Raw genomic sequence first — 21,607 nt, forward strand, 5'->3', positions numbered from 1 at the left:
CGCTGAGCGACGCTCGCAATGCCGATTGACGCCGGGCTCAAGTGATTGTTATGATCTATAACTATTCTGCACAGGACGTAATAAGTGCTCACAGGAAACGCTCAGGCCGCGACCCTCGCGGACCCGTCGACGCTTGTCGTCGACACCGTTGGCCCCGTGCTGACGATCGGTCTCAATCGCCCCAAGAAACGCAACGCCCTCAATGACGGGCTGATGGCGGCGCTGAAGGATTGCCTCACCGACATTCCGGATGAGATCCGCGCGGTGGTGATCCACGGCATCGGCGATCACTTCTCGGCCGGCCTCGACCTCTCCGAACTGCGCGAACGCGACGCGACCGAAGGGCTGGTGCATTCGCAGACCTGGCACCGGGTGTTCGACAAGATCCAGTACTGCCGGGTGCCGGTGATTGCGGCGCTGAAGGGGGCGGTGATCGGCGGCGGGCTCGAACTCGCCTGCGCGGCGCATATTCGCGTCGCCGAGGCGTCTGCCTACTACGCGCTGCCCGAAGGTAGCCGCGGCATCTTCGTCGGCGGTGGCGGCTCGGTGCGGCTGCCGCGGCTGATCGGCGTTGCCCGGATGGCCGACATGATGCTCACGGGCCGCGTGTATTCGGCCGCCGAGGGCGTCATGCACGGCTTCTCGCAATATCTGATCGACAGCGGCTCGGCCTACGACAAGGCGCTGGAGCTCGGCAATCGCGTCGCGCAGAACGCGCCGCTGACCAATTTCGCGGTGCTGCAGGCGCTGCCGATGATCGCCGAGGCCAATCCGCAGACCGGTCTGTTGATGGAATCGCTGATGGCGACTGTGGCGCAGAGCGACCAGGAAGCCAAAACGCGGATACGCGCTTTCCTCGATCACAAGACAGCCAAGGTTCGGCCGAGCTGAACGGAGCCGTGATGGACGCCATGACCGATCCCATTGCATTCGCCGCTACTGCCGACGGGCGTGACGCGGCTCACCCGCTGCGCGACATCTCGTTCGGCGAGATCGGCATCGCCACCGAGCGCAAGCCGGACGGCACGATCTACGTGCGCTCGACTACCACGCTCACCGACTATCCGGTGCGGATCACCGATCGGCTGCATCATTTTGCCGAGATTGCGCCGGACCGGGTGTTCATGGCCGAGCGCAACGGCGAGGGCGGCTGGCGCAAGATCAGCTATGCTGAGATGTTGCGCGCCGCGCAGACCATAGCCTCGGCGTTGATCGCGCGCGGACTGTCGGCCGAGCGGCCGGTGATGATTCTGTCCGGCAACTCGATCGACCATGCGATCGTGATGTTCGGCGCGCTGTATGCGGGCGTCGCAATGTGTCCGGTGTCGCCGCCATATTCGCTGGTGTCGAAGGATTACGGCAAGCTGCGCCACATCGTCGGGCTGCTGACCCCTGGCCTGATCTTCGCCGACGACATCACCGCCTTCGCGCCCGCGATCCTCGCCACCGTGCCGGAGGATGTTGAACTCGCTGCCACGCGTGGCGCGGTGAAGGGGCGCAAGGTGACGTCGCTCGCCGAACTGCTGGCGACGCCGGAGCATCCTGAGCTGGCCGCCAAGCACGAGGCGATCGGCCACGACACCATTGCGAAGTTTCTGCTGACCTCGGGATCGACCGGTAATCCGAAGGCGGTGATCAACACCCAGCGGATGATCTGCGCCAATCAGGTGATGATCCGCGAGGCGATGGCGTTCCTGAAAGACGAGCCGCCGGTGATCGTCGACTGGCTGCCATGGAATCACACCTTCGGTGGCAACCACAATATCGGCCTGACGCTGTTCAACGGCGGCTCGATGTATATTGACGACGGCAAGCCGACGCCGGCCGGGATCGCTGCCACCATCCGCAATCTGCGCGAGATCGCGCCGACGGTGTATTTCAACGTCCCGAAGGGCTACGAGTCGCTGCTGCCGGTGCTGCGCGAAGACCAGCAGCTCCGCAAATTGTTCTTCAGCCGCCTGCACGCGATGTTCTTCTCCGGCGCCAGCCTCGCTGCGCACGTCTGGAGCGGGCTCGACGAGGTTGCGGTGGCGGAGACCGGCGCGCGGGTGCCGATGCTCACTGGCCTAGGGGCGACGGAGACTGCGCCGTTCTTCATGTCGGTGACGCCGCAGACATCGCGGTCGGGCCATGTCGGTCTGCCGGTGCCGGGCAACGAGGCCAAGCTGGTGCCGAACAACGGCAAGCTCGAAGTCCGCGCCAAGGGGCCGAACATCACGCCCGGCTACTGGCGAGCCTCAGAACTGAGCGAGAAGGCGTTCGACGAGGAGGGCTTCTACAAGCTCAACGACGCGCTGAAGCCGGTCGATCCGAACGATCTTTCGAGAGGCTTCGATTTCGACGGCCGCATCTCGGAGGACTTCAAGCTGGCGTCGGGCACCTGGGTCAGCGTCGGTCCGCTGCGTGCCAAGTTCATCGCTGCCTGCGCACCGCTGGTGCGCGACGTGGTGATCGCCGGGCTCGACCGCGATTACGTCACCGCGCTGGCGATCCTCGATCCCGACGGCTGCAAGCTGATCAACGCCACGCTGCCGCTGGAGGATCTGGCCGGAATGGCGGCCGATCATCTGATCCGCGAGGCGTTCCGCAAGCGCTTCGCCACGCTGCTGACGCAGGCGACCGGCTCGTCGAACCGCGTCACCCGCGCCGTGCTGCTCGGCGAGCCGCTGTCGATCGATAAGGGTGAGATCACCGACAAGGGTTCGGTCAACCAGCGCGCCGTGCTGGAATATCGTGCCGCGCTGATCGCCGACCTCTACGCAGACCCGCCGCCCGCGCATGTGATCGCGCTGGAGTAGGATCAAAACTCAGCGTTCGTCATTCCGGGGCGCCGCGCAGCGGCGAGCCTGGAATCCATAACCACCGTCAGGGGATATGGATTCCGGGCCCGCGCCAAGGGGCGCGTCCCGGAATGACGAACTTGGATATTCTCGTTTGGGATTAAGGCGACATGTTCACCAACCGCCGTGAGGTGCAGATCCAGTGGGGCGATTGTGACCCGGCGGATATTGTTTACTACCCGCGTTACTTTGCGATGTTCGACGATTCCACCTCGGCGCTTTTTGTCGCAGCCGGATGCTCGAAGCGCGACCTGATCAAGGTCTATGGTCTGGCCGGGATTCCGATGGTGGACACCCGCGCCAAGTTCTACATCCCCTCGACCTATGGCGACGTGATCAGCATCGAAAGCCGGATCGAGCGGTTTGGTCGTTCCAGCTTCGAAGTGGTGCACAAGCTCTTCAAGGGCGAACAGCTGGCGCTCGAAGGCTTCGAGACGCGGGTGATGGTCGGCCGCCATCCGGACGATCCAAGCCGGCTGAAGTCGGTGCCGGTGCCCGAGGAGGTGAAGGCGAAATTCATGCGGGGCTGACTCGCCGCCGGTGATGCCGTAAACAAGACGACAAGATCGCGCCGAACACGGCCGATGCCATAACAGAGGGAGGAGGAGAACGTGACCAAGTTCAAGCTATCCGCTACGGCGATCGCCGTGGCCCTCGCGTTGCCGGGATTGTCCGGTGCCGCTCTTGCCGAAACCAACGAAATCACCATCGGTATCACCGTCACCACTACGGGACCTGCGGCTGCGCTCGGCATTCCGGAGCGCAACGCGCTCGAATTCGTGGCGAAGGAAATCGGCGGCCATCCGCTCAAGGTGATCGTGCTCGACGACGGCGGCGACCCGACTGCCGCCACCACCAACGCGCGGCGTTTCGTCACGGAGTCCAAGGCCGACGTGATCATGGGCTCGTCGGTGACGCCGCCGACCGTGGCGGTCTCCAACGTCGCCAACGAAGCGCAGGTGCCGCACATCGCTCTGGCGCCGCTGCCGATCACGCCGGAGCGCGCCAAGTGGTCGGTGGCGATGCCGCAGCCGATCCCGATCATGGGCAAGGTGCTCTACGAGCACATGAAGAAGAACAACATCAAGACCGTCGGCTACATCGGCTATTCGGACTCCTATGGCGACCTGTGGTTCAACGACCTGAAGAAGCAGGGCGAGGCGATGGGTCTGAAGATCGTCGCCGAAGAGCGCTTTGCCCGTCCGGATACGTCGGTCGCCGGGCAAGTGCTGAAGCTGGTCGCCGCCAATCCCGATGCGATCCTGGTCGGCGCCTCCGGCACCGCCGCGGCGTTGCCGCAGACCACGCTGCGCGAGCGCGGCTACAAGGGCCTGATCTACCAGACCCACGGTGCGGCCTCGATGGACTTCATCCGTATTGCCGGCAAGGCGGCGGAGGGCGTGCTGATGGCGTCGGGTCCGGTGATGGATCCGGAAGGTCAGGATGCCAGCGCGCTGACCAAGAAGCCCGGCCTCGAGCTCAACTCGGCTTATGAAGCCAAGTATGGCCCGAACAGCCGCAGCCAGTTCGCCGCGCACTCGTTCGACGCCTTCAAGGTGCTGGAGCGGGTGGTGCCGGTGGCGTTGAAGACCGCCAAGCCGGGCACGCAGGAATTCCGCGAAGCGATCCGCAAGGCGCTGATCAGTGAGAAGGACATCGCGGCGAGCCAGGGCGTGTACAGCTTCACCGAAACCGATCGCTATGGCCTCGACGACCGTTCGCGCATCCTGCTGACGGTGAAGGATGGCAAATACGTGATGGTGAAGTAGCCTCATCGCGCTGGCGGCATCCCGCCTGCGCATTGCGAAGCCGGCCTCCGTGCGAGGCCGGCTTTTTGCTGCGCGGGGCAGCCCTTGCGGCCTCAACACGTTCCGTCTGCACCGCAGAAAAATGGGGCACCGCCTTAGCGTCGCGTTAAGGCTGATGCTTCGAATTGCGCGGAGTTAACGTGACCGGCGCGCGTCCTCTGGTAGGAGTACCGGGGTTCAACGAACTTCGCGCGGCGGAACGCCGTGCATCGGGCCCGACGGCAGCCGAGGCGGTTACGCTTCAGGACCGGTCCGGCCCCAGCAACGGTGATTGATGCCGAGCCAGATCGTCACGCAGCGTGATGTGATCCGCTACACCGCGGGCCGCGTGGTGGCCGCAGCCGGGATCACGGCGATCGTCACCATCATCTTTCTGATTTCCGATCTCGGAACCGATTGGCACGCGACCGTTGAGGTCGGCGCTGTGGTGAAGGCGTCGCTGGTGGTGGCGCTCAGCGTGTCGACCACGCTGTCGGGCGCGATGGCGTATCGGTCGGCCCGTCTGATGCGGCAATTGACCTCGACCCGCGCCGAACTGATGCGGATGTCGCGCACTGATCCTTTGACCGGTCTCCTTAACCGGCGCGGTTTCGACGAGGCGGCGGCGACGCAGCTCGCGCAGGCGAACTTCGCCGGGCAGCCGGTGGTGGCGATGATGTGCGACCTCGACCGCTTCAAGGCGATCAACGACCATTATGGCCACAACATCGGCGACCGCGTGCTCGCGGAGGTTGGGGACATTCTGCGCGACTTCGCCGCGCCCCGCGGCATGCTGATCGCTCGCCATGGCGGCGAGGAATTTGCCGGCCTGATGGTCGGCGTTAGCGACGAGCAGGCCAACGATTACGCGCTCGAGCTGTGCCGGCTGTGCGCCACCGCTGTGGCATGCGACGGCCGGCTGGTGGCGGTGACGATGAGCTTTGGCCTTGCGGCCTATCGCGGCGGTGAACTGTCGGCACTGATGCGGCGCGCCGACCTCGCGCTGTATCGCGCCAAGGATCTCGGCCGCAACTGCGTGGTGCTGCTCGACGACGGCGACGCCTTGCCGATGGCGTCCGCCGAACCGTCAGGCGGGGTGCGAGAAGCCGAGATAGCTCGCGACCACCGCCTCGTTGCGGGCAACCTCTGAGGCCGGCCCGTCGAGCACGAACTCGCCGAGCTCCATCACATAGGCGCGGTCGGCGATCGCCAGCGCGGCCTTGGCGTTCTGCTCCACCAGCAGCACCGAAACCCCGGCTTCGCGCAGTTCGCCGACGATGCGGAAGATGTCCGCCACGATGATCGGCGCAAGGCCGAGGCTCGGCTCGTCGAGCATCAACAGCTTCGGCGCGCCCATCAGCGCGCGGCCCATCGCCAGCATCTGCTGCTCGCCGCCGGACAGCGTGCCGGCGAGCTGCTTGCGCCGTTCCTTCAGCCGCGGGAACAGGCCATAAACCCGCTCCTGCGATTGCGCAGCGATGGTCTTGGCAATGCGGAAGGCTCCGAGTTCGAGATTGTCCTCCACCGTCATGGTCGCGAACAGCTCGCGATGCTCGGGCACCAGCGACAGCCCGGCGGCGACGCGGTCCTCGATGTCGAGCCGCGCGACGTCGATGCCGTCGAAAGTAACGCGGCCCTTCAGCGGCAGCACGCCCATCGCGGCGCTGAGCAGGGTGGTCTTGCCGGCGCCGTTGGCGCCGACCACTGTAACGATCTCGCGTGTCCGCACCTCGAGCGACACGTTCCGCACCGCCTCGACCTTGCCGTAGGACACCGAGACGCCGGACACCGAAAGCAGGGCGGTCATGCCAGCGCTCCGAGATAGGCTTTGATCACGTCCGGATTGGTCTTGATCGCGTCGGGCGTGCCTTCGGCGATCCTTGTACCGAAGTCGAGCACGACGATGCGGTCGGCGAGGTCCATCACGAAGCCCATGTCGTGCTCGACCAGCAGCACCGACATGCCGCTGTCCTTGAGCTGACGCAGCAGCGCGGCGAGCCGCTGCTTTTCCATGTGGCGGAGGCCAGCCGCCGGCTCGTCGAGCAGCAGCAATTCCGGATCGGCGCACAGCGCACGCGCGATCTCGACGATGCGCTGCTGGCCGAGCGAGAGCGAACCAGCCAGCTGATCGATCTCCGCGCCGAGTCCGACGCGCTCGATTTGACGCGCAGCTTCAGCGAGCAGCTTGGCCTCGTCGCCGCGATCGAACCGCAGCATGCTGGTGATCGCGCCGGAGCGGCCCCGCAGGTGCGCGCCGATCGCGACGTTCTCCAGCACGGTCATGTCCGGCACCAGCTTGACGTGCTGGAAGGTGCGGGCGATGCCGAGCTTCACAACTTCCTGCGGCGGGGTGTTGTCGACCGGCTTGCCGTGTACTTCGATCCGGCCGCCGGTGGTGGTGAGGATGCCGGTGATCAGGTTGAAGGTGGTCGACTTGCCGGCGCCGTTGGGGCCGATCAGCGCCACGATCTCCGCGGCGTTGACGTCGAATGACACGTCGTTGACCGCAACCACGCCGCCGAACTGCTTTCGCGCGCGCTCGACCTTCAGCAGCGGCGCGGTCGAGGAGCCGCCGACCCGTTCACGCGCGGGCAGGCCGCCGGCCTTGCCGGTGACGGCGCGCCGGAATTTGACCGGCACCAGATTGGCGAGCCACGGCCACACACCGCCGGGCGCAAGCTGCAGCAGCACCACCAGGAGAATGCCGAACACGATGATCTCAAGCTGGCCCTGGCCGCCGAACAGCAGCGGCAGATAGCCCTGCAGCACTTCCTTCAGGATGATGACGATCGCGGCGCCGAGCACGCCGCCCCAGACATAGCCGGCCCCGCCGACCACGGCGATGAACAGATATTCGATGCCGGCTTGCGGCCCGAATGGCGTCGGGTTCACGTTGCGCTGGAAGTGGGCGTACAGCCAGCCCGACAGGCCCGCCAGCACCGCCGCATAGATGAACACCAGGAGCTTGGCGCGCGCGGTCTGCACGCCGAAGGCTTCGGCAGCGACATGGCCGCGGCGCAGCGCGCGGATGGCGCGGCCGGTGCGGCTGTCGAGCAGGTTCATGGTCAGCACCGCGCTGATCAGCACCATCGCCCAGATCACGAAGTAGATCGTGTGCGGATCGTACATGTCGATCGGACCGATCGACAGCGGCGGCACTCGCGAGATGCCGTCGTTGCGGCCGAGGAAATCGAGCTTGCTGAACAAATAGTACAGTGCGATGCCCCAGGCGATGGTGCCGAGCGGCAGATAGTGGCCCGACAGCCGGACCGTCATCAGCCCGAGCAGCACCGCCGCAATGCCGGCAACCACCAGCGAAGCGGGCAGCGCCAGCCACGGTGACAGGCCATACACCGTGGTGATGTAGGCGGTGGTGTAGGCGCCGAAGCCGCAGAACGCGGCCTGGCCGAACGAGGTGAGCCCGCCGACGCCGGTGAGCAGCACCAGGCCCATCGCCACCAGCGCGGCGAGGCCGATATTGTCGAGCAGCACGATCCAGAACGGCGGGATGCCCGGGATCAGCGGCAGCGCCGTCATCACGGCGGCGAACAGGAGAATCGGCAACCAACGCAGCATCACGCTCAGTCCTTCTCTTCTTCGACCGCGGGGGCGGCGAGCGAGCGCAACACCAGCACCGGCAGGATCAGCGTGAAGACGATGACCTCCTTGTAGTTCGAGGCGTAGAACGAGGAGAACGACTCGACGATGCCGACTACGATCGCGGCGACGGCGGTGAGCGGATAGCTGACCAGTCCGCCGATGATCGCCGCAACGAAGCCCTTGAGGCCGATCAGGAAGCCGGTGTCGTAATAGAGCGTGGTGATCGGCACGATCAGGATGCCGGAGATCGCGCCGATCACCGAGGCGAGCAGAAACGCGATCTGGCCGGAGAGCGAAGTGCGGATGCCGACCAGTCGGGCGCCGAGCCGGTTGACCGCGGTGGCGCGCAGCGCCTTGCCGTAGCGGGTGTAGCCGAAGAACAGCCACAGCGCCGCCATCAGCGCCAGGGTGATGCCGTACACCGCGAGGCTCTGGCCGGTGAAGATCAGCGGGCCTGCGCTCAGCGTCACGTCCGACAGCGGTGGGCCGCGCAGACCTTCGGCGCCGAAGAAGACGAGGCCGAAGCCTTGCAGTGCCAGATGGCAGCCGACCGAGGCGATCAGCAGCACCAGCACCGACGTGTGGGCCAGCGGCTGGAAGGCGATGCGATACAGAAACAGCCCGATCGCGGCGACGATCAGCAGCGACAGCGCGATGTTGACGGCGACGCCGGGCTTATGCGCCGGCAGCCACGTCGCCAGCGTCAGCACGACTGCCGGGAAGGCGATGTAGATCAGCGCCGCGCGCGCCACCTTGGCGAGATGCAGCGATTTGCGGACGCTGAACAGTTCGAAAGCGAACGCGACCAGCCCCATCACCAGCGCAAGTTGCGCGGTGCCGGGGACGCCGCCGGCCGACAGCGTCGCGTAGGTGAGAGCTCCGAATGTGATGAATTCGCCCTGGGGAATCAGGATCACCCGGGTGACGGCAAAGACCAGCACCAGCGCCAGCCCGAGCAGTGCGTAGATCGCGCCGTTGGTGATACCGTCCTGAACCAGGAACAGCAGAATCGTGGTGTTCACGCGAACGTCCCCTCCCGCGAAGGCACGTCGTTGCGCGCCTCCATCCGCCGGCAGTTGAATTCTGCTCAGGCTATTTGATATGGTGCATAACAATTATCGATTATAAGCTCAAGGCCCCGCGAGGCGTTCGCGGGGACCTTAGCGAACAGGATCACGAGCCCGGCGATGCCCGCATCGAAAACCGCCGCCGTCGCCAAGCCGGCACGAGGCGCGCGCAAGGAGCCGCCGGTCGAGAGTGCCGCCGAGGCCTCCGAGCTGATGATGGGCGAACTGTCGGAGCTGCTCGGCTACGCGCTGAAGCGCGCCCAGCTCCGCGTGTTCGAAGACTTCCTGCATTGCGTCGCCCCGGTGCAGCTCACTCCGGCGCAGTTCTCGGTGCTGCTGCTGCTCGACGCCAATCCCGGCCGCAATCAGACCGAGATCGCCACCACGCTCGGCATCCTGCGGCCGAATTTCGTGGCGATGCTCGATGCGCTGGAAAGTCGCGGCCTGTGCGTCCGCACCCGATCGCCGAGCGATCGCCGCTCGCACATCCTGATGCTCACCGACAAAGGCCGCGCCACGCTGGCGCGCGCCAAGAAGCTGGTGGCAACCCGTCACGAAGATCGCCTGACCGAACTGCTCGGCCGCGACAATCGCGACGCCTTGCTGTCGATGCTCGCCACTATCGCGCGCGAGTTCTGAACGTTCCGGCGGTCAGCTCTTTTTGAAGCAACGTTTGTCGTTCCCCGGGCAGGGATCGACCTCCTGCACCGAGGCGGTGATCGAGTTGAGCTCGATCGCCGCGCGCTTTCGCTTTGCCACCAGGAATCGGTCGACGAAGGCGACCGAGGTCGCCTTTAGGATCACGGTGGCATCGGCGCGTTCCGCGCGCGCGATGAAGTCGTCGGCTTCCTCAGGGGTCAGCGAGCGGCAGAACCGCACGACCGCCGCGGCCGGTGACACGTAGCGCGTGAATGGTCCGGCCGCTTGCTTCTTGGCGGCCGGTTTCGCCGCAGAGGTTTTCTTGGCCTTCGACTTCGCCGGTGTGGTCGCCATCATCGTCCCCTTTGGTCATTGGGCAGGGTACAGTTGCAGCTCACGACGCTTCATCTGATCGATTGCGATCACGGCGAGGACTTCGGACGGCGTGCCGCCGCCGGTCACGCGGTCGCCGACATACAGGGTTTGTGATCCGCCGCCAGTCTTGCGCACCGCAGCGGTCGGAGCGCCGCTGGCGCGCGGCGCGGTGAACAGATAGGTCCGCATCGTGGCAAGATCGGCGGCCTCGTTACCCGCAAGTGCTAGCGCAATCGCGACCTGATGCACGTCGCTGCGCTTGGCGCTGGCGGTCAATTGCGCGTCGGCGAGATCGAACGCGGTAGTAACGCGCGTGAATACCACGCTCGGTGTGGCGCTGGCATTCAGGGTGGTGGTGAACACCAGCTTGTCGGTCATCGCCGGCACCGCGCCGTTGTTGCTGCCGGCGAGGTTGCCGAACAGCGTCAGCTCGATAAAATCCTTGACCAGCTTCTCGACGCCGATCCGGCCGGTGATCGGATAGATGTAGTTCGCCGCGACGATCTGGCCGTTGCAGTAGCTGCCGCGCGAGGGATCGTTCAATGTCTTGAGCAGATATTCGAAAGTGTCGGTCACCGTGAAGGTACGCTGGTTGCTGCGCTTGCGCAGCGCGCCGGCGCCGACATTCAGCCTGAACACGTGCTCGGGCAGCACCCGCAATAGGTTCGCCTGCGAGGTCAGGTCGTTGTCTTCGGTGATGTTGAGATCGAAATTATACGCGACGCCGGTCCGGTAGAACGTCCGGATCAGCGTCCGGACCTTGTCATAGGCGCGGCCGGGAAACAGCTCGGGGCCAAATTGGCTGGTCGCTTCGCGGTTCTGGGCGTAGGTGGCGCTGAGCTGCTGGGCGATCGGGTCGCCGCTCTGGGCGAGCTTGTCGACCCATGCGATCACCACGGTCTGGACCGCGTCGCGGGTTTCGCAGCGGATGCGCTTGACGATATCGGGCGTGTCGACGCCGGAGAAATCCTCCGGCAGCGGGTGGATCGCGCACCCGGTCAGCACCAGTAATGCGATGGCAGCCGAAACGATGCTCTTCCACATCGCGTGCCTCGGGCAATCACTCGAACAACGACAATCGGCAAACCGAAATACACGCCGACTATACGCCGGCGCTGTGCCGTGTCTGTTGTTTCGGTGCAACTATGGGGCGAATTCGGCCGTGGAGTAGCGTTACGGGAGTACTTCCCGGCGCTCGGCGAGACGGGCGTCGAGGGCGGCGCGCTTGTCGGACAGCAGGCCGTTATCGGCGGCTTCGATCACCTCGTACAGCTCACGGGCGTCGGCGAGCCGGGTAACGGTGACGTAGTCCGCGCCCGCCTGATACATCGCGTCGACATCGGCCAGCAGATCGGCGGTGGCGACGATCTGCGCGCTGGGATTGAGCGCGCGGACGTGGCGCACCAGCCGTTCGTTGGTGGCGCCCTTCAGCAGCGAGTCCGGCACGCTGAGAATGATGATCTCGGCCTTGGCGACGCCGGCGTGCAGCAGCGTGTCGACATTGCTGATGTCGCCGTAGATCACGTGCATGCCGCGCTCGGTGAGGGTGCGGTACACCATCGGGTTGAAGTCGATCACGCTGATCTGCTTCAGCAGCTCTGGCGTATGCTGCTCGATCTCGCTGACCAGCGCACTGGCGGCGCGGAAGAAGCCGAGGATGACGATGCGATGCACCGCGCCGTGGCCGGCCTCTGCGGCGGCTTCGGCGCCGCTCTGCTGCTGGCCGAGATCGCGGAAGCCGAATTTGGTCAGCGTCCCGATCGCGCGGCGGGTGATCGGATCGCTGCGCATGATCACGAAGGTCGACAGCACCGCCAGGAGCACGAAGGCGAACGACGCCGCGCTCGCGGTCTGAGTGCCGATGTGGCCGGCGGCGACGCCGGTCTGGATCACCACGAGTGAGAATTCGCTGATCTGCGCCAGGTTCAGCGCCGGCAGCAGGCTGGCACGCAGGCCCTGCTTCATCAGATACAGCGGCAGGAAGGTGGTGAGCAGCCGGCTTGCCAGCGTGAACACCGCAATTGCCAGCGCCAGCCCGATCACCGAGCCGTTCGGGATCGGGATCGTCATGCCGAGCGCGACGAAGAACAGGGTGATGAAGAAGTCCCGCAGCGTCGTCACCTTGGCGGTGACGTCGAGCGCGTAGGGGAAGGTCGACAGCGACACGCCGGCGACCAGCGCGCCCATCTCGCGCGACAGATGCAGTCGCTCGGCGATTTCGCCGATCAGGAAGCACCACGCCAATGCGCCGAGCAGCACCAGTTCGGGCGTGCGTGCGATGCGGTGAAACAGCCAGGGCAGCACGTAGCGCGACAGCGCCAGCGCAGTGGCGACCAGCGCGACGACCCGCGCGATCGACAGCAGCAGCACCGAGATCTGCAGGTCGGCGAGACTCGGCTGCACCGCCAGGAACAGGATCGCGAAGATGTCCTGCAGCACCAGGATGCCGAGCGTGATGCGGCCGGGCAGGGTGTCGAGCTCGCGCTTCTCGTACAGCACCTTGACGATGATCACGGTCGACGACAGCGCGCACGCCACCGTCAGGTACAGCGCGTCGAAATGGCCGCCGCCGAGGCTGAGCCCGATGCCGACGAAGAAGGCGAGGCCGAGCAGTACGCCGCCGGCGATCTGTCCGCCGGCCGCGACCAGGATCACCGGGCCAGCTCGGATGATCTTCTTCAGATCGATCTCGAGACCGATCATGAACAGCATGAAGATCAGCCCGAGCTCGGAGATCACCGAGATCGAGTTCTCGGATTTCACCCAGCCAAGGCCGAATGGACCGATGACGAAACCGCCGATAAGGTAGGCGAGGATCAGCGGCTGACGGAAAAAATGCGCCGCCAAGCCGAGCAGCCAGGCGAACAGGATGCTCAGCGTGATATCGCCAATCAGTTCGTGCATGCACCTTCCGCCGTGGAATGCCTTGGCGCGAACACTAAAGGGACAGCCATGCTGAGACAACGCATCGGGAGCCGGGCTCGCGGAACGAGACGCCATCGCTCCGGCGCGCTCGTGATTCTCTGCCTGACATGCCTGATTCTGTCGGCTGGCGCACCGGCTTTGGCTCAATCACCGGCCCCGCGCGACATCGCCAAGGCGTTCGCCGGCTCGCTCACCGCGCTGCCGACCGAGCCCTTGACCGTCGGCGGCTCGATCTATGTGCCGGCCTATTCCAGCGTCTGGATCAACCAGGGCGGGGCGCGGGCGGATTTTTCGGTGACGCTGAGCATTCACAACGCCTCCGAGACCAAGCCGCTGGTGATCAAGCGGATCGCCTATTACGACGGCGCCGGTAAAATGGTGGAGAGTCATCTCAAGGAGCCGGTGGCGCTGAAGCCGTTCGCCACCATCGAGGCGTTCGTCGCGACGCTGGACACCCGAGGCGGAACCGGCGCCAATTTTGTGATCGACTGGGCCGCGGCCGGCGAGATCGCTGAGCCGGTTACCGAAGCGCTGATGATCGGCACCTTCGCCAACGGCCATTACGCCTTCATCTCGCAGGGCCGGCCGATCCGCACCACCTCCGGCCGCTGAACCGGGACTGCTATGGGCTAGGCCACGCGCTATCGCTGACCGGTAGCCCTGCACCCGGATGCTTCTCTTTATACCGCCTACGCGCTAGGTTCCCGGCTATCGCGGCAACCAGGGCAGGGCGGCATGGACAAATCTGAGACGGACGATCTGCGCGCCCGTGGATGGTGGACCGGCCTGGCGATCGCGGTGCTGCTGCTCGGCCTGCCGCTGGCGGTGTGGCTCGATCTCACCAACCTTGCCGATGCAGCGCTGCGCCGGCAGGCGTCCGACCTGAATTCCGTGATCAAGAGCGTCCGTCACTACTACGCCGCCAACGTGGTCGGGCGCATCCTGTCCCATCCCGGGCAGGTGCAGGTGATCCACGACTACGAAAATGTGCCCGGCGCGATTCCGATCCCGGCCACGCTGTCGCTCGAGCTCGGCAAGGTGATCGGCGAGCAGCAGAGCAACATCAGCTATCGGTTCGTCTCGGATTATCCGTTCGCCAATCGCGCCCCGCATCAGCTCGACGCCTTCGAGCGGGATGCGCTGGCAGCGCTGCGCAAGGACTCGAGCGAGAACATCGTGTCGGCCTCTGCTGGATTGTTCAGCGACAGCGTCCGGCTGGTGTCGCCCGTGACGATGGCGCCGGCCTGCGTCGCCTGCCACAACAGCCATCCTGAAAGCCCGAAGCGGGATTGGAAGGTCGGCGATGTCCGCGGCATCCAGGAGGTGATGATTACCCAGCCGATCGCCGCCAATCTGTTCTCGTTCAAGTTCTTGCTGGCGTACTTCGTGCTGGCTGCGGTGTGCGGCGTGTCGTTCCTGACGATGCAGCGCCGGCAGTCGCAGAAGATCCTGGCGATGAACCACGAGCTGGAGACCAACAACGACTTTCTCGCCTCGCTGTCGATGAAGATCTCGCGCTACATCCCGCCGCAGATCTACAAGAGCATCTTCTCCGGCCAGAAGGACGTCGTTATCCACACCGAGCGCAAGAAGCTGACGATCTTCTTCTCCGACATCCAGAATTTCACCGCCACCACCGAGCGGCTGCAGCCGGAATTGATCACCCAGCTGCTCAACGAGTATTTCACCGAGATGTCCGAGATCGCGCATCGCTACGGCGGCACGATCGACAAGTTTATCGGCGATGCGATGCTGATCTTCTTTGGTGATCCGGAGACCAAGGGCGACCGCGCCGACGCGCAGGCCTGCGTGCGGATGGCCTGGGCGATGCAGCGTCGGCTGTCGGAGCTCAACGCCAAATGGCGCGCGGCCGGGATCGAGCAGCCGTTCCGGTCGCGGATCGGGATCAATTCCGGCTATTGCAACGTCGGCAATTTCGGCAGCGCCGACCGGATGGACTACACCATCATCGGCGCCGAGGCGAACCTCGCCGCGCGGCTGCAATCGATCGCCGAACCCGGCGGCATCGTGGTGTCGTACGAAACCTATGCGCTGGTCAGCGACATCATCGACGCCCGTGCGCTGCCGTCGATCACCATGAAGGGCATCAGCCGCGAGGTGGTGCCATACGCCATCGACCACCTGCGCGACGGCAGCGAGGCCGCGGCGGTGGTGATCGAGAAGATGCCGGGCTTCGACTTCCACCTCGACACTGCAGCCGTCGCCGCAAACGACAGTGAGCGCGTCCGCTCGGTACTGCTCCAGGCGCTGTCCTCGCTCGACCGCCGTCAGCCGAAGGCGGCGGAGTAGCAGGCTCCAATCGAGCGATATCGTCATTGCGAGCGAAGCGAAGCAATCCAGAGGCTCAGTGCCCTGCGCCCTGGATTGCTTCGTCGCTGCGCTCCTCGCAATGACGACGGTCGCATCAGGCTCACACCAGGATCACCCGGATATCGTTGACGTTGGTGAGTGTCGGGCCGGTGATCAGCAGGTCGCCGGTCTGCGCGAAGAAGCCGGTGGCGTCGTTGTCAGTCAGATAGGCGGCGGGGTCGAGCCGCCGCGCGGCGATCTGCGCGAAGGTCGCCGCGTCGATCAGGGCGCCGGCGGGATCGTCGGCGTTGCCGGCGCCGCCGTCGGCGCCGTCGGTGTCGGCCGCGAGTGCGGCGATGTTGGGCAGGTCGGACAGCTGCTGCGCCAGCGCCAGCGCGTATTCCTGGTTGGGGCCGCCGCGGCCCTGGCCGCGCACCGTCACCGTCAATTCGCCGCCGGACAGGATCGCCAGTTTGCGCCCCGCAGTCCGAGCTTCGCGCGCGAGCTGGGCGTGCGCGGCGGCAACCTCGCGGGCTTCGCCTTCGAGATCGGCGCCGAGATCGGCGACCTCGTAGCCGGCGTTGCGCGCAACTTGGATCGCCGCATCGAGCGACTGCCGTGGCCGCGCGATGATCTCGAACCGGGCGCGTGCGAACGCGGCATCGCCGGCCTTGACGCTCTCGTTCCGCTGATCGTTCAGCGCGGCGGCGACCGCCGGATCGAGCTGCAGATCATAGCGGGCCACCAGCGCGCGGGCGTCGGCCAGCGTCGTCGGATCCGGCACGGTCGGGCCCGACGCGATCGCGGACGGCTCGTCGCGCGGCACGTCCGAGATCGCCAGCGTCACGATCTGCCCCGCGTGCTGCCCGGCGCGGGCGAGGCGGCCGCCTTTGATCCGCGACAGATGTTTGCGCACCGTGTTGACCTCGCCGATCGGTGCGCCGGAGCGCAGCAGCGCCCGGGTCGCCTGCTGCTTCTGCGCCAGCGTCACGCCCTCGGTCGGCGCGATCCAATTGGCCGAGCCGCCGCCGGATAGCAGCACGAGCAACAGATCGTCCGGCGTCGCAGTGGCGGCGAGGGCGAGGCTGGCTTCGGCGCCACGCACGCCAGCGGCATCGGGCATCGGATGGCCGGCTTCGATCACCTCGATGACACGCGCCGGAACACGGTGGCCATGGCGCGTGGTGGCGATGCCGACCAGCCGCGACGGTTCCAGACCCAACGTGTCAAGATAGTGCCGCTCGGCGGCGGCGGCCATCGCGGCGGCGCCTTTGCCGGCCGCGAGGCAGATGATCCGTCCGCGTGGTGCCGGCGGTAGCTGTGCGGCGAGAATGCGGTCGGGATGCGCGGCGGCAACGGCCGCATCGAAGATGGCACGGAGCAGGGGGCGACGATCGGTCATGCCGCTAGTTGTGGCAGGCGCACTGCGGAGCGGCAAGACGGCGCGCGTGATGAATGAAAAAGCCCTCCGCGGTGAATCGCGGAGGGCTGGTTCGTCGAGGCGAACAGGAGGGCGAACTAGCCGCCGCTGGGCGCAGCGACTTCGCCTTCGATCACGTCGCCGAACAGCTTCCAGTTCTCGCCTTCGAACCGCATCATCTGCAGCTGCTCGATCGGCGCGAAGTCGGTCGGCGAGGTGTTCAGCGTCACGCCCGGCAGCAGGCCGCCGAGCTGCACGCCCTTCAGGTCCGCCGCCTGCTTCATCACGTTCTCACGGCTGAGGTCGTCGCCGCACTGCTTGATCAGCACCGCAACGGTCTCGGCGATGTTGTAGCCGGTGGTGAACGAGGAGTCGGCGCGGCTGGCGTCCGGCGCATACTTGGCCATGAACTCGTAATACGCCTTCATGCCCGGGTCGTTTTCCCACTGCTTGTCGGTGGCGTCCTTGGCGTAGGCGGCCGAGACGATGCCCTGCGCGTTTTCGAAGCCGGCCGGCTTCATCACGCTGCCGGTCGAGGCCGAGACGTTCGGCACGATCATCATCGGCTTCCAGGCCAGCTCGGCGACCTTCTTGATGGTCTGCGCGGCGAACTTCGGCGTCGCGAAGATCACCAGCACGTCCGGATTGGCGGCCTTGATCTTGACGATGTGGGAGTCGACGGTCGGCTCGGTCAGCTCGTAGCTGTCCTCGATCACGACCTGCGACGCCTTGGCGCCGAGACCGTCCTTGAGGCCCTTCAGGTAGTCCTTGCCGAAGTCGTCGCCCTGATACAGCACGGCGATCTTGGCGTCCGGCTTCTCTTTCATGATGTACTTGGCGTAGATCCGGCCTTCGCTCTGGTAGCTCGGCAGCCAGCCCATCGTCCACGGGAAGTGCTTCGGATCGTTCCACTTGGTGGCGCCCGACGCCAGGAACAGATGCGGCACCTTCTTGGCGTTCAGATACTTCTGGATCGCGGTGTTCGACGGCGTGCCGAGCGGCGAGAACATGAACAGCACTTCGTCGCTCTCGACCAGCTTGCGGGTCTGCTCGACGGCCTTCGGCGGCGAATAGGCGTCGTCATAGGATACGTAGACGATCTTGCGGCCGTTGATGCCGCCCTTGTCGTTGATCATCTTGAAGTAGGCTTCCTGCGCCCGGCCGACGCTGCCATAGGCCGAGGCGGGGCCGGAATACGGCACGATGTTGCCGATCTTGACTTCGGTGTCGCTCGCGCCGGGGCCGTATTTCTTTTGCGCCAGTGCTTGACCGCCGGTGGCGGACAGCAGCGCGACGGCCGCGACGGCGGCGATGGAACGGGACAGGGCAGACATCGGATTCCTCGCGTGTTGTTGTTGGTCTTGCCGCATGCGCTGCATTGCAGTGCAACAGTGCAGCGGAGCGTTAGCCGGTTCGGCCGCCGCGCTCAACCCGCGGAAATTGCGACGGTTACCAAATTTCCCGCCCATTCCGTCGAATGGAAATAGATTGTGCTGCTGCGCGGAAATGTCGCGAGGAGAGGTAGGCACAAGGAAGGCTCGCGCTGGAGCGGACCGGCAGCGCGGGAACCTTCCCGCTACGCAGCGTGTGCCTTCTTCAGATGCGCTGCGACGAGTTTCAAATCGTCGACGAAGCGTGCGTACTCGCGCTCCTTGGCTTCGGCGTCGGGCAGGCGCAGCAGATAGGACGGATGCACCGTCACCAGCACCTGCGGGCCGTCGTCGCGTTCGATCAGGTGTCCGCGATTGGCGTTGATCGGGGTGATCTTGCCGAGCACGCTCTGCGCCGCGGTGGCGCCCATCGCCACCACCAGCAGCGGCTGCACCGTTGCGAGTTCGCGCTCGTACCATTGCCGGCACGCCTTGATCTCCGGCGTGTTCGGCTTCTGGTGAAGGCGGATCTTGCCGCGCGGCACGAATTTGAAGTGCTTCACCGCGTTGGTCACATAGGTCTTGCTGCGGTCGACGCCGGCTTCCGCCAGCGCCCGATCGAGCATCTGCCCGGCCGGGCCGACGAACGGCTTGCCGGCGAGGTCTTCCTTGTCGCCGGGCTGCTCGCCGACCAGCATCACGGTGGCATGCTGCGGGCCTTCGCCGAACACGGTCTGGGTGGCGTTCTTCCACAGGTCGCAGGCGCGGCAATCTTTCGCTTCCTCGCGCAGATGCGCCAGCGTGTCGGCGTTCGGCTTGGCTCTCGTCATCGGTTGCTCCTGTCGCTGCGGCTTCTTCGGCGCGGTGGCCTCGGCCGCGACCATCGCGTGCGCCTTGCGCTCGGCGTGTTCGATCAGCGGTTTGATCAGCTCCGCTTCGGGCAGATTGCGCCAATACTTCTTCGGCATCTCGGCCTGCATCGCCTTGGTCTTCAGCCGCGCCGGATTGAAGATGCTGGCGTAGTAGGTGAGCCAGGTTTCTTCGAGGCGATCCTCGGACGGCGCCATCGCCTTGATGACGCCGGGCGTGATCGCAATCGCATGACCGTCCCAATGCGCGCAGACGTCAGGCGTCAGGATCGACCATTCCATGTCGGCGAAGCGCCGCGCGAAGAATGGCGCAGCGAGCTCGACGATATGGTGCTCGGGCTCGAACCAGGCGACATAGCGCGACTTGGGTTCGCGGCCGATCTCGCGGAAGCGGACGAAGGCGTGCATCTTGTGCTCGTCGCGCCGCACCGCCTTGGCCATCGCCTGCAGCCGCGCCACGTCCGGATCGGTCGCTACCTGCAGCAGCTCGGGATTAGTCCGCAGCCGCCACAATAATTGATAAAGATATGCGAAGCGCTGCGGATCGCGGTGCAGGATCGCGACTTGCGACAGCTCGATGAAGCGGGCGGGGACGTTGAACGTCTGCGCGGGGGTAGGCGATTGGGGAGACTGTGTGAACGGCGCGGCCGTTTCAGCAAGACGCCCCGCATCCGGCGACAGCTCCTGCGCATCGAACAGCTCCGGCTCGTCGCCGGCTACGGTCCATGTGATATCTGCCGGTGCCACGTCCGCCAGCACCAGCTCCCGCGCCGCCTTGCGCCAGCCGCCAAAATCGGTGTCGCTGTCGAGCCGGATGCGGTGCATGTGCCTTTGGTTGCCCAGACTGTTAGTCAATTCCTGTGCGCGTGCTACTTGGCACTATCCTCATCCTGAGGAGCCGCGGCGAAGCCCGAAGGGTTTCGTCGTGGCGTCTCGAAGGATGGCCCAAGGGTGTGACTTCATCCTTCGAGACGGCTGCTGCGCAGCCTCCTCAGGATGAGGTCGCGCTTGTAGCTAATCACCCATCCCCGTCATTGCGAGCGAAGCGAAGCAATCCAGCTCAGTGCAAAGTGCTGGATTGCTTCGTCGCTTCGCTCCTCGCAATGACGACACCCTCAAAACCCAAATCCCAGTTGCTGCGCCTTCGGCCGAAACCGCTCCGCCAGTCGTGCGGCGTCGAGCTGGGTGCTCGGCGGGCGGTGGTCGGGGAGAACGATGAACGGCAGCGCCTTGTTCCTTGGGATGTGGAGTTTGGCGAGGTCCGAGCTGCGGATCGCGCTGTGGCGGCGGGTGTCGATGATGCGGTCGACCGCCTTGCGGCCGAAGCCGGGAATGCGCAGCAGTTCCTCGCGGCTGGCGCGGTTGACGTCGAGCGGGAAGCGCTCGCGATGGCGCAGCGCCCAGGCCAGTTTCGGATCCATCTCCAGCGACAGCATCCCGGCGGCGGGATCGATGATTTCGCCGGCGTCGAAGCCGTAGAACCGCATCAGCCAGTCGGCTTGGTACAGCCGATGTTCGCGCACCAGGGGTGGCGCCTGCAGCGGCAGCGCCCGGCTGGAATCCGGGATCGGGCTGAATGCCGAGTAGTACACCCGCTTCAGATTGTACGAGCCGTAGAGGTTGGCGCTGGTGTTGAGGATGGTCTGGTCGGTAGCGCTGTCGGCGCCGACGATCATCTGCGTGCTCTGGCCGGCCGGCGCGAAGCGCGGCGGCTTGGCGCGGGTGGGGGTCTTCCGTGCCTCGGCCTTGGCCTCGGTCGCTTCATCCAGCTTCAGCCGCAGCCGCCCCATGGTGCGGCGGATGGCGCGGACGTTCTTCTCCGGCGCCAATTGAGCGAGGCTGTTCTCCTCCGGCATCTCGATATTGATGCTGAGCCGGTCCGCATAGCGGCCGGCCTTGGCGATCAGCGCGTCGTCGGCTTCCGGGATCGTCTTCAGATGAATGTAGCCGCGGAAGTGATGCTCCTCCCGGAGGCGCCGCGCCACTTCGACGATCTGCTCCATGGTGTAGTCGGCGCTGCGGATGATGCCCGAGGATAGAAACAGCCCCTCGATGTAGTTGCGGCGATAGAAGTCGAGCGTGAGCTGCACCACCTCACCCACGGTGAAGCGGGCGCGCGGCACGTTCGACGACGCACGGTTGACGCAATACAGGCAATCGTAGGCGCAGGCGTTGGTGAGCAGAACCTTGAGCAGGGAGATGCAGCGGCCGTCCGGCGCATAAGAATGACAGATGCCCATGCCGGGCGCGGTCGAGCCCAGCCCCTTGCCGCCCTGGCTGTCGCGTTTCTCCGTCCCGCTGGAGGCGCAGGAGGCGTCGTATTTCGCCGCGTCCGCCAGGATGGCCAGCTTGCGCTGCACGTCCATGCTTGGAATCTCCTTGATTCATCTCGCGAAAAAATTTGC

18 protein-coding genes are annotated in these 21,607 nt (G+C 65.5%); 8 read left to right on the forward strand and 10 right to left on the reverse strand.

What is annotated here, in order from left to right; genetic code table 11:
- Positions 1-84: 84 nt before the first annotated feature.
- The 5 genes from LRC39_RS08960 (at position 85) to LRC39_RS08980 (ending at position 5,777) form a co-directional block, all read left to right on the forward strand.
- Positions 85-891 carry a crotonase/enoyl-CoA hydratase family protein gene (locus LRC39_RS08960; protein ID WP_164573293.1) on the forward strand — a complete coding sequence of 269 codons (807 nt, stop codon included), beginning with the start codon at positions 85-87 and terminating at the stop codon, positions 889-891.
- Positions 892-902: 11 nt separating this feature from the next.
- Positions 903-2,798 carry a feruloyl-CoA synthase gene (locus LRC39_RS08965; protein ID WP_346296997.1) on the forward strand — a complete coding sequence of 632 codons (1,896 nt, stop codon included), beginning with the start codon at positions 903-905 and terminating at the stop codon, positions 2,796-2,798.
- 152 nt (positions 2,799-2,950) lie between these two features.
- Positions 2,951-3,370, forward strand: coding sequence for an acyl-CoA thioesterase (locus tag LRC39_RS08970; RefSeq protein ID WP_346296998.1), 420 nt, complete (start codon positions 2,951-2,953; stop codon positions 3,368-3,370).
- Between the two features lie 81 nt (positions 3,371-3,451).
- Positions 3,452-4,609 (forward strand): ABC transporter substrate-binding protein, encoded by a 1,158-nt coding sequence (locus tag LRC39_RS08975; protein ID WP_107343758.1) that lies wholly within the window; start codon positions 3,452-3,454, stop codon positions 4,607-4,609.
- Positions 4,610-4,922: 313 nt separating this feature from the next.
- Complete coding sequence (locus LRC39_RS08980; RefSeq protein ID WP_346296999.1) at positions 4,923-5,777, forward strand: GGDEF domain-containing protein; 855 nt, start codon at positions 4,923-4,925, stop codon at positions 5,775-5,777.
- On the opposite strand, the gene LRC39_RS08985 is transcribed toward LRC39_RS08980, so the two are convergent.
- Genes LRC39_RS08985 through LRC39_RS08995 form a run of 3 tightly spaced genes read right to left on the reverse strand, consistent with a single transcriptional unit; the run spans position 5,715 to position 9,249 of the window.
- Positions 5,715-6,434 carry an ABC transporter ATP-binding protein gene (locus LRC39_RS08985; RefSeq protein WP_263991218.1) on the reverse strand — a complete coding sequence of 240 codons (720 nt, stop codon included), beginning with the start codon at positions 6,432-6,434 and terminating at the stop codon, positions 5,715-5,717. The two genes, LRC39_RS08980 and LRC39_RS08985, sit on opposite strands and share 63 nt — an antisense overlap.
- Complete coding sequence (locus LRC39_RS08990) at positions 6,431-8,203, reverse strand: branched-chain amino acid ABC transporter ATP-binding protein/permease (RefSeq protein ID WP_346297000.1); 1,773 nt, start codon at positions 8,201-8,203, stop codon at positions 6,431-6,433. Before LRC39_RS08990 ends, LRC39_RS08985 begins: the two co-directional genes overlap by 4 nt.
- Positions 8,204-8,208: 5 nt before the next feature.
- Entirely contained in the window at positions 8,209-9,249 is a 1,041-nt protein-coding gene (locus tag LRC39_RS08995; RefSeq protein ID WP_346297001.1) for a branched-chain amino acid ABC transporter permease, read from the reverse strand.
- Positions 9,250-9,414: 165 nt separating this feature from the next.
- Between LRC39_RS08995 and LRC39_RS09000 the strand changes: the two genes are divergently transcribed.
- Positions 9,415-9,933, forward strand: coding sequence for a MarR family winged helix-turn-helix transcriptional regulator (locus LRC39_RS09000; RefSeq protein WP_107354951.1), 519 nt, complete (start codon positions 9,415-9,417; stop codon positions 9,931-9,933).
- Between the two features lie 12 nt (positions 9,934-9,945).
- Here LRC39_RS09000 and LRC39_RS09005 read toward each other — a convergent pair whose 3' ends face one another.
- The 3 genes from LRC39_RS09005 to LRC39_RS09015 form a co-directional block, all read right to left on the reverse strand.
- Positions 9,946-10,287, reverse strand: coding sequence for a hypothetical protein (locus tag LRC39_RS09005; RefSeq protein WP_346297002.1), 342 nt, complete (start codon positions 10,285-10,287; stop codon positions 9,946-9,948).
- 15 nt (positions 10,288-10,302) lie between these two features.
- Positions 10,303-11,352: a hypothetical protein gene (locus LRC39_RS09010; protein ID WP_263991223.1), complete on the reverse strand. Its 1,050-nt coding sequence runs from the start codon at positions 11,350-11,352 to the stop codon at positions 10,303-10,305.
- A 129-nt stretch (positions 11,353-11,481) separates the two neighbouring features.
- Positions 11,482-13,212, reverse strand: a complete 1,731-nt coding sequence (locus LRC39_RS09015) for a cation:proton antiporter (protein ID WP_346297003.1) — start codon at positions 13,210-13,212, stop codon at positions 11,482-11,484.
- Between the two features lie 48 nt (positions 13,213-13,260).
- Here LRC39_RS09015 and LRC39_RS09020 point away from each other — a divergent pair, with 48 nt between their 5' ends.
- On the forward strand, positions 13,261-13,845 hold the full coding sequence (locus LRC39_RS09020) for a DUF3124 domain-containing protein (protein WP_346297004.1): 585 nt from the start codon (positions 13,261-13,263) through the stop codon (positions 13,843-13,845).
- Positions 13,846-13,968: 123 nt separating this feature from the next.
- The gene (locus tag LRC39_RS09025) at positions 13,969-15,543 is read left to right on the forward strand and encodes an adenylate/guanylate cyclase domain-containing protein (protein ID WP_346297005.1); all 1,575 of its coding nucleotides are present in this window, start codon (positions 13,969-13,971) and stop codon (positions 15,541-15,543) included.
- Between the two features lie 121 nt (positions 15,544-15,664).
- On the opposite strand, the gene LRC39_RS09030 is transcribed toward LRC39_RS09025, so the two are convergent.
- The 4 genes from LRC39_RS09030 to LRC39_RS09045 form a co-directional block, all read right to left on the reverse strand.
- On the reverse strand, positions 15,665-16,945 hold the full coding sequence (locus LRC39_RS09030; RefSeq protein WP_346297006.1) for a glycerate kinase type-2 family protein: 1,281 nt from the start codon (positions 16,943-16,945) through the stop codon (positions 15,665-15,667).
- A gap of 116 nt (positions 16,946-17,061) precedes the next feature.
- A complete protein-coding gene (locus LRC39_RS09035; RefSeq protein ID WP_346297007.1) occupies positions 17,062-18,297 on the reverse strand; it encodes an ABC transporter substrate-binding protein in 1,236 nt (411 codons plus the stop codon).
- 242 nt (positions 18,298-18,539) lie between these two features.
- Positions 18,540-20,027 (reverse strand): UdgX family uracil-DNA binding protein, encoded by a 1,488-nt coding sequence (locus LRC39_RS09040; protein WP_346297008.1) that lies wholly within the window; start codon positions 20,025-20,027, stop codon positions 18,540-18,542.
- Between the two features lie 290 nt (positions 20,028-20,317).
- Positions 20,318-21,568, reverse strand: coding sequence for a putative DNA modification/repair radical SAM protein (locus tag LRC39_RS09045; RefSeq protein ID WP_346297009.1), 1,251 nt, complete (start codon positions 21,566-21,568; stop codon positions 20,318-20,320).
- Positions 21,569-21,607: the final 39 nt, after the last annotated feature.

Source organism: Rhodopseudomonas sp. P1, from assembly GCF_039642825.1.
Lineage (GTDB): Bacteria > Pseudomonadota > Alphaproteobacteria > Rhizobiales > Xanthobacteraceae > Rhodopseudomonas > Rhodopseudomonas palustris_H.

Bases quoted from the DNA above. Each gene is read 5' to 3' on its own strand.
- LRC39_RS09020 (WP_346297004.1), top strand. From the start codon at position 13,261: ATGCTGAGACAACGCATCGGGAGCCGGGCTCGCGGAACGAGACGCCAT.
- LRC39_RS09025 (WP_346297005.1), top strand. From the start codon at position 13,969: ATGGACAAATCTGAGACGGACGATCTGCGCGCCCGTGGATGGTGGACC.
- LRC39_RS08985 (WP_263991218.1), bottom strand. From the start codon at position 6,434: ATGACCGCCCTGCTTTCGGTGTCCGGCGTCTCGGTGTCCTACGGCAAG.
- LRC39_RS08965 (WP_346296997.1), top strand. From the start codon at position 903: ATGGACGCCATGACCGATCCCATTGCATTCGCCGCTACTGCCGACGGG.
- LRC39_RS09035 (WP_346297007.1), bottom strand. From the start codon at position 18,297: ATGTCTGCCCTGTCCCGTTCCATCGCCGCCGTCGCGGCCGTCGCGCTG.
- LRC39_RS08970 (WP_346296998.1), top strand. From the start codon at position 2,951: ATGTTCACCAACCGCCGTGAGGTGCAGATCCAGTGGGGCGATTGTGAC.
- LRC39_RS09015 (WP_346297003.1), bottom strand. From the start codon at position 13,212: ATGCACGAACTGATTGGCGATATCACGCTGAGCATCCTGTTCGCCTGG.
- LRC39_RS08990 (WP_346297000.1), bottom strand. From the start codon at position 8,203: ATGCTGCGTTGGTTGCCGATTCTCCTGTTCGCCGCCGTGATGACGGCG.
- LRC39_RS09000 (WP_107354951.1), top strand. From the start codon at position 9,415: ATGCCCGCATCGAAAACCGCCGCCGTCGCCAAGCCGGCACGAGGCGCG.
- LRC39_RS08980 (WP_346296999.1), top strand. From the start codon at position 4,923: ATGCCGAGCCAGATCGTCACGCAGCGTGATGTGATCCGCTACACCGCG.
- LRC39_RS09005 (WP_346297002.1), bottom strand. From the start codon at position 10,287: ATGGCGACCACACCGGCGAAGTCGAAGGCCAAGAAAACCTCTGCGGCG.
- LRC39_RS09010 (WP_263991223.1), bottom strand. From the start codon at position 11,352: ATGTGGAAGAGCATCGTTTCGGCTGCCATCGCATTACTGGTGCTGACC.
- LRC39_RS09030 (WP_346297006.1), bottom strand. From the start codon at position 16,945: ATGACCGATCGTCGCCCCCTGCTCCGTGCCATCTTCGATGCGGCCGTT.
- LRC39_RS09040 (WP_346297008.1), bottom strand. From the start codon at position 20,027: ATGCACCGCATCCGGCTCGACAGCGACACCGATTTTGGCGGCTGGCGC.
- LRC39_RS09045 (WP_346297009.1), bottom strand. From the start codon at position 21,568: ATGGACGTGCAGCGCAAGCTGGCCATCCTGGCGGACGCGGCGAAATAC.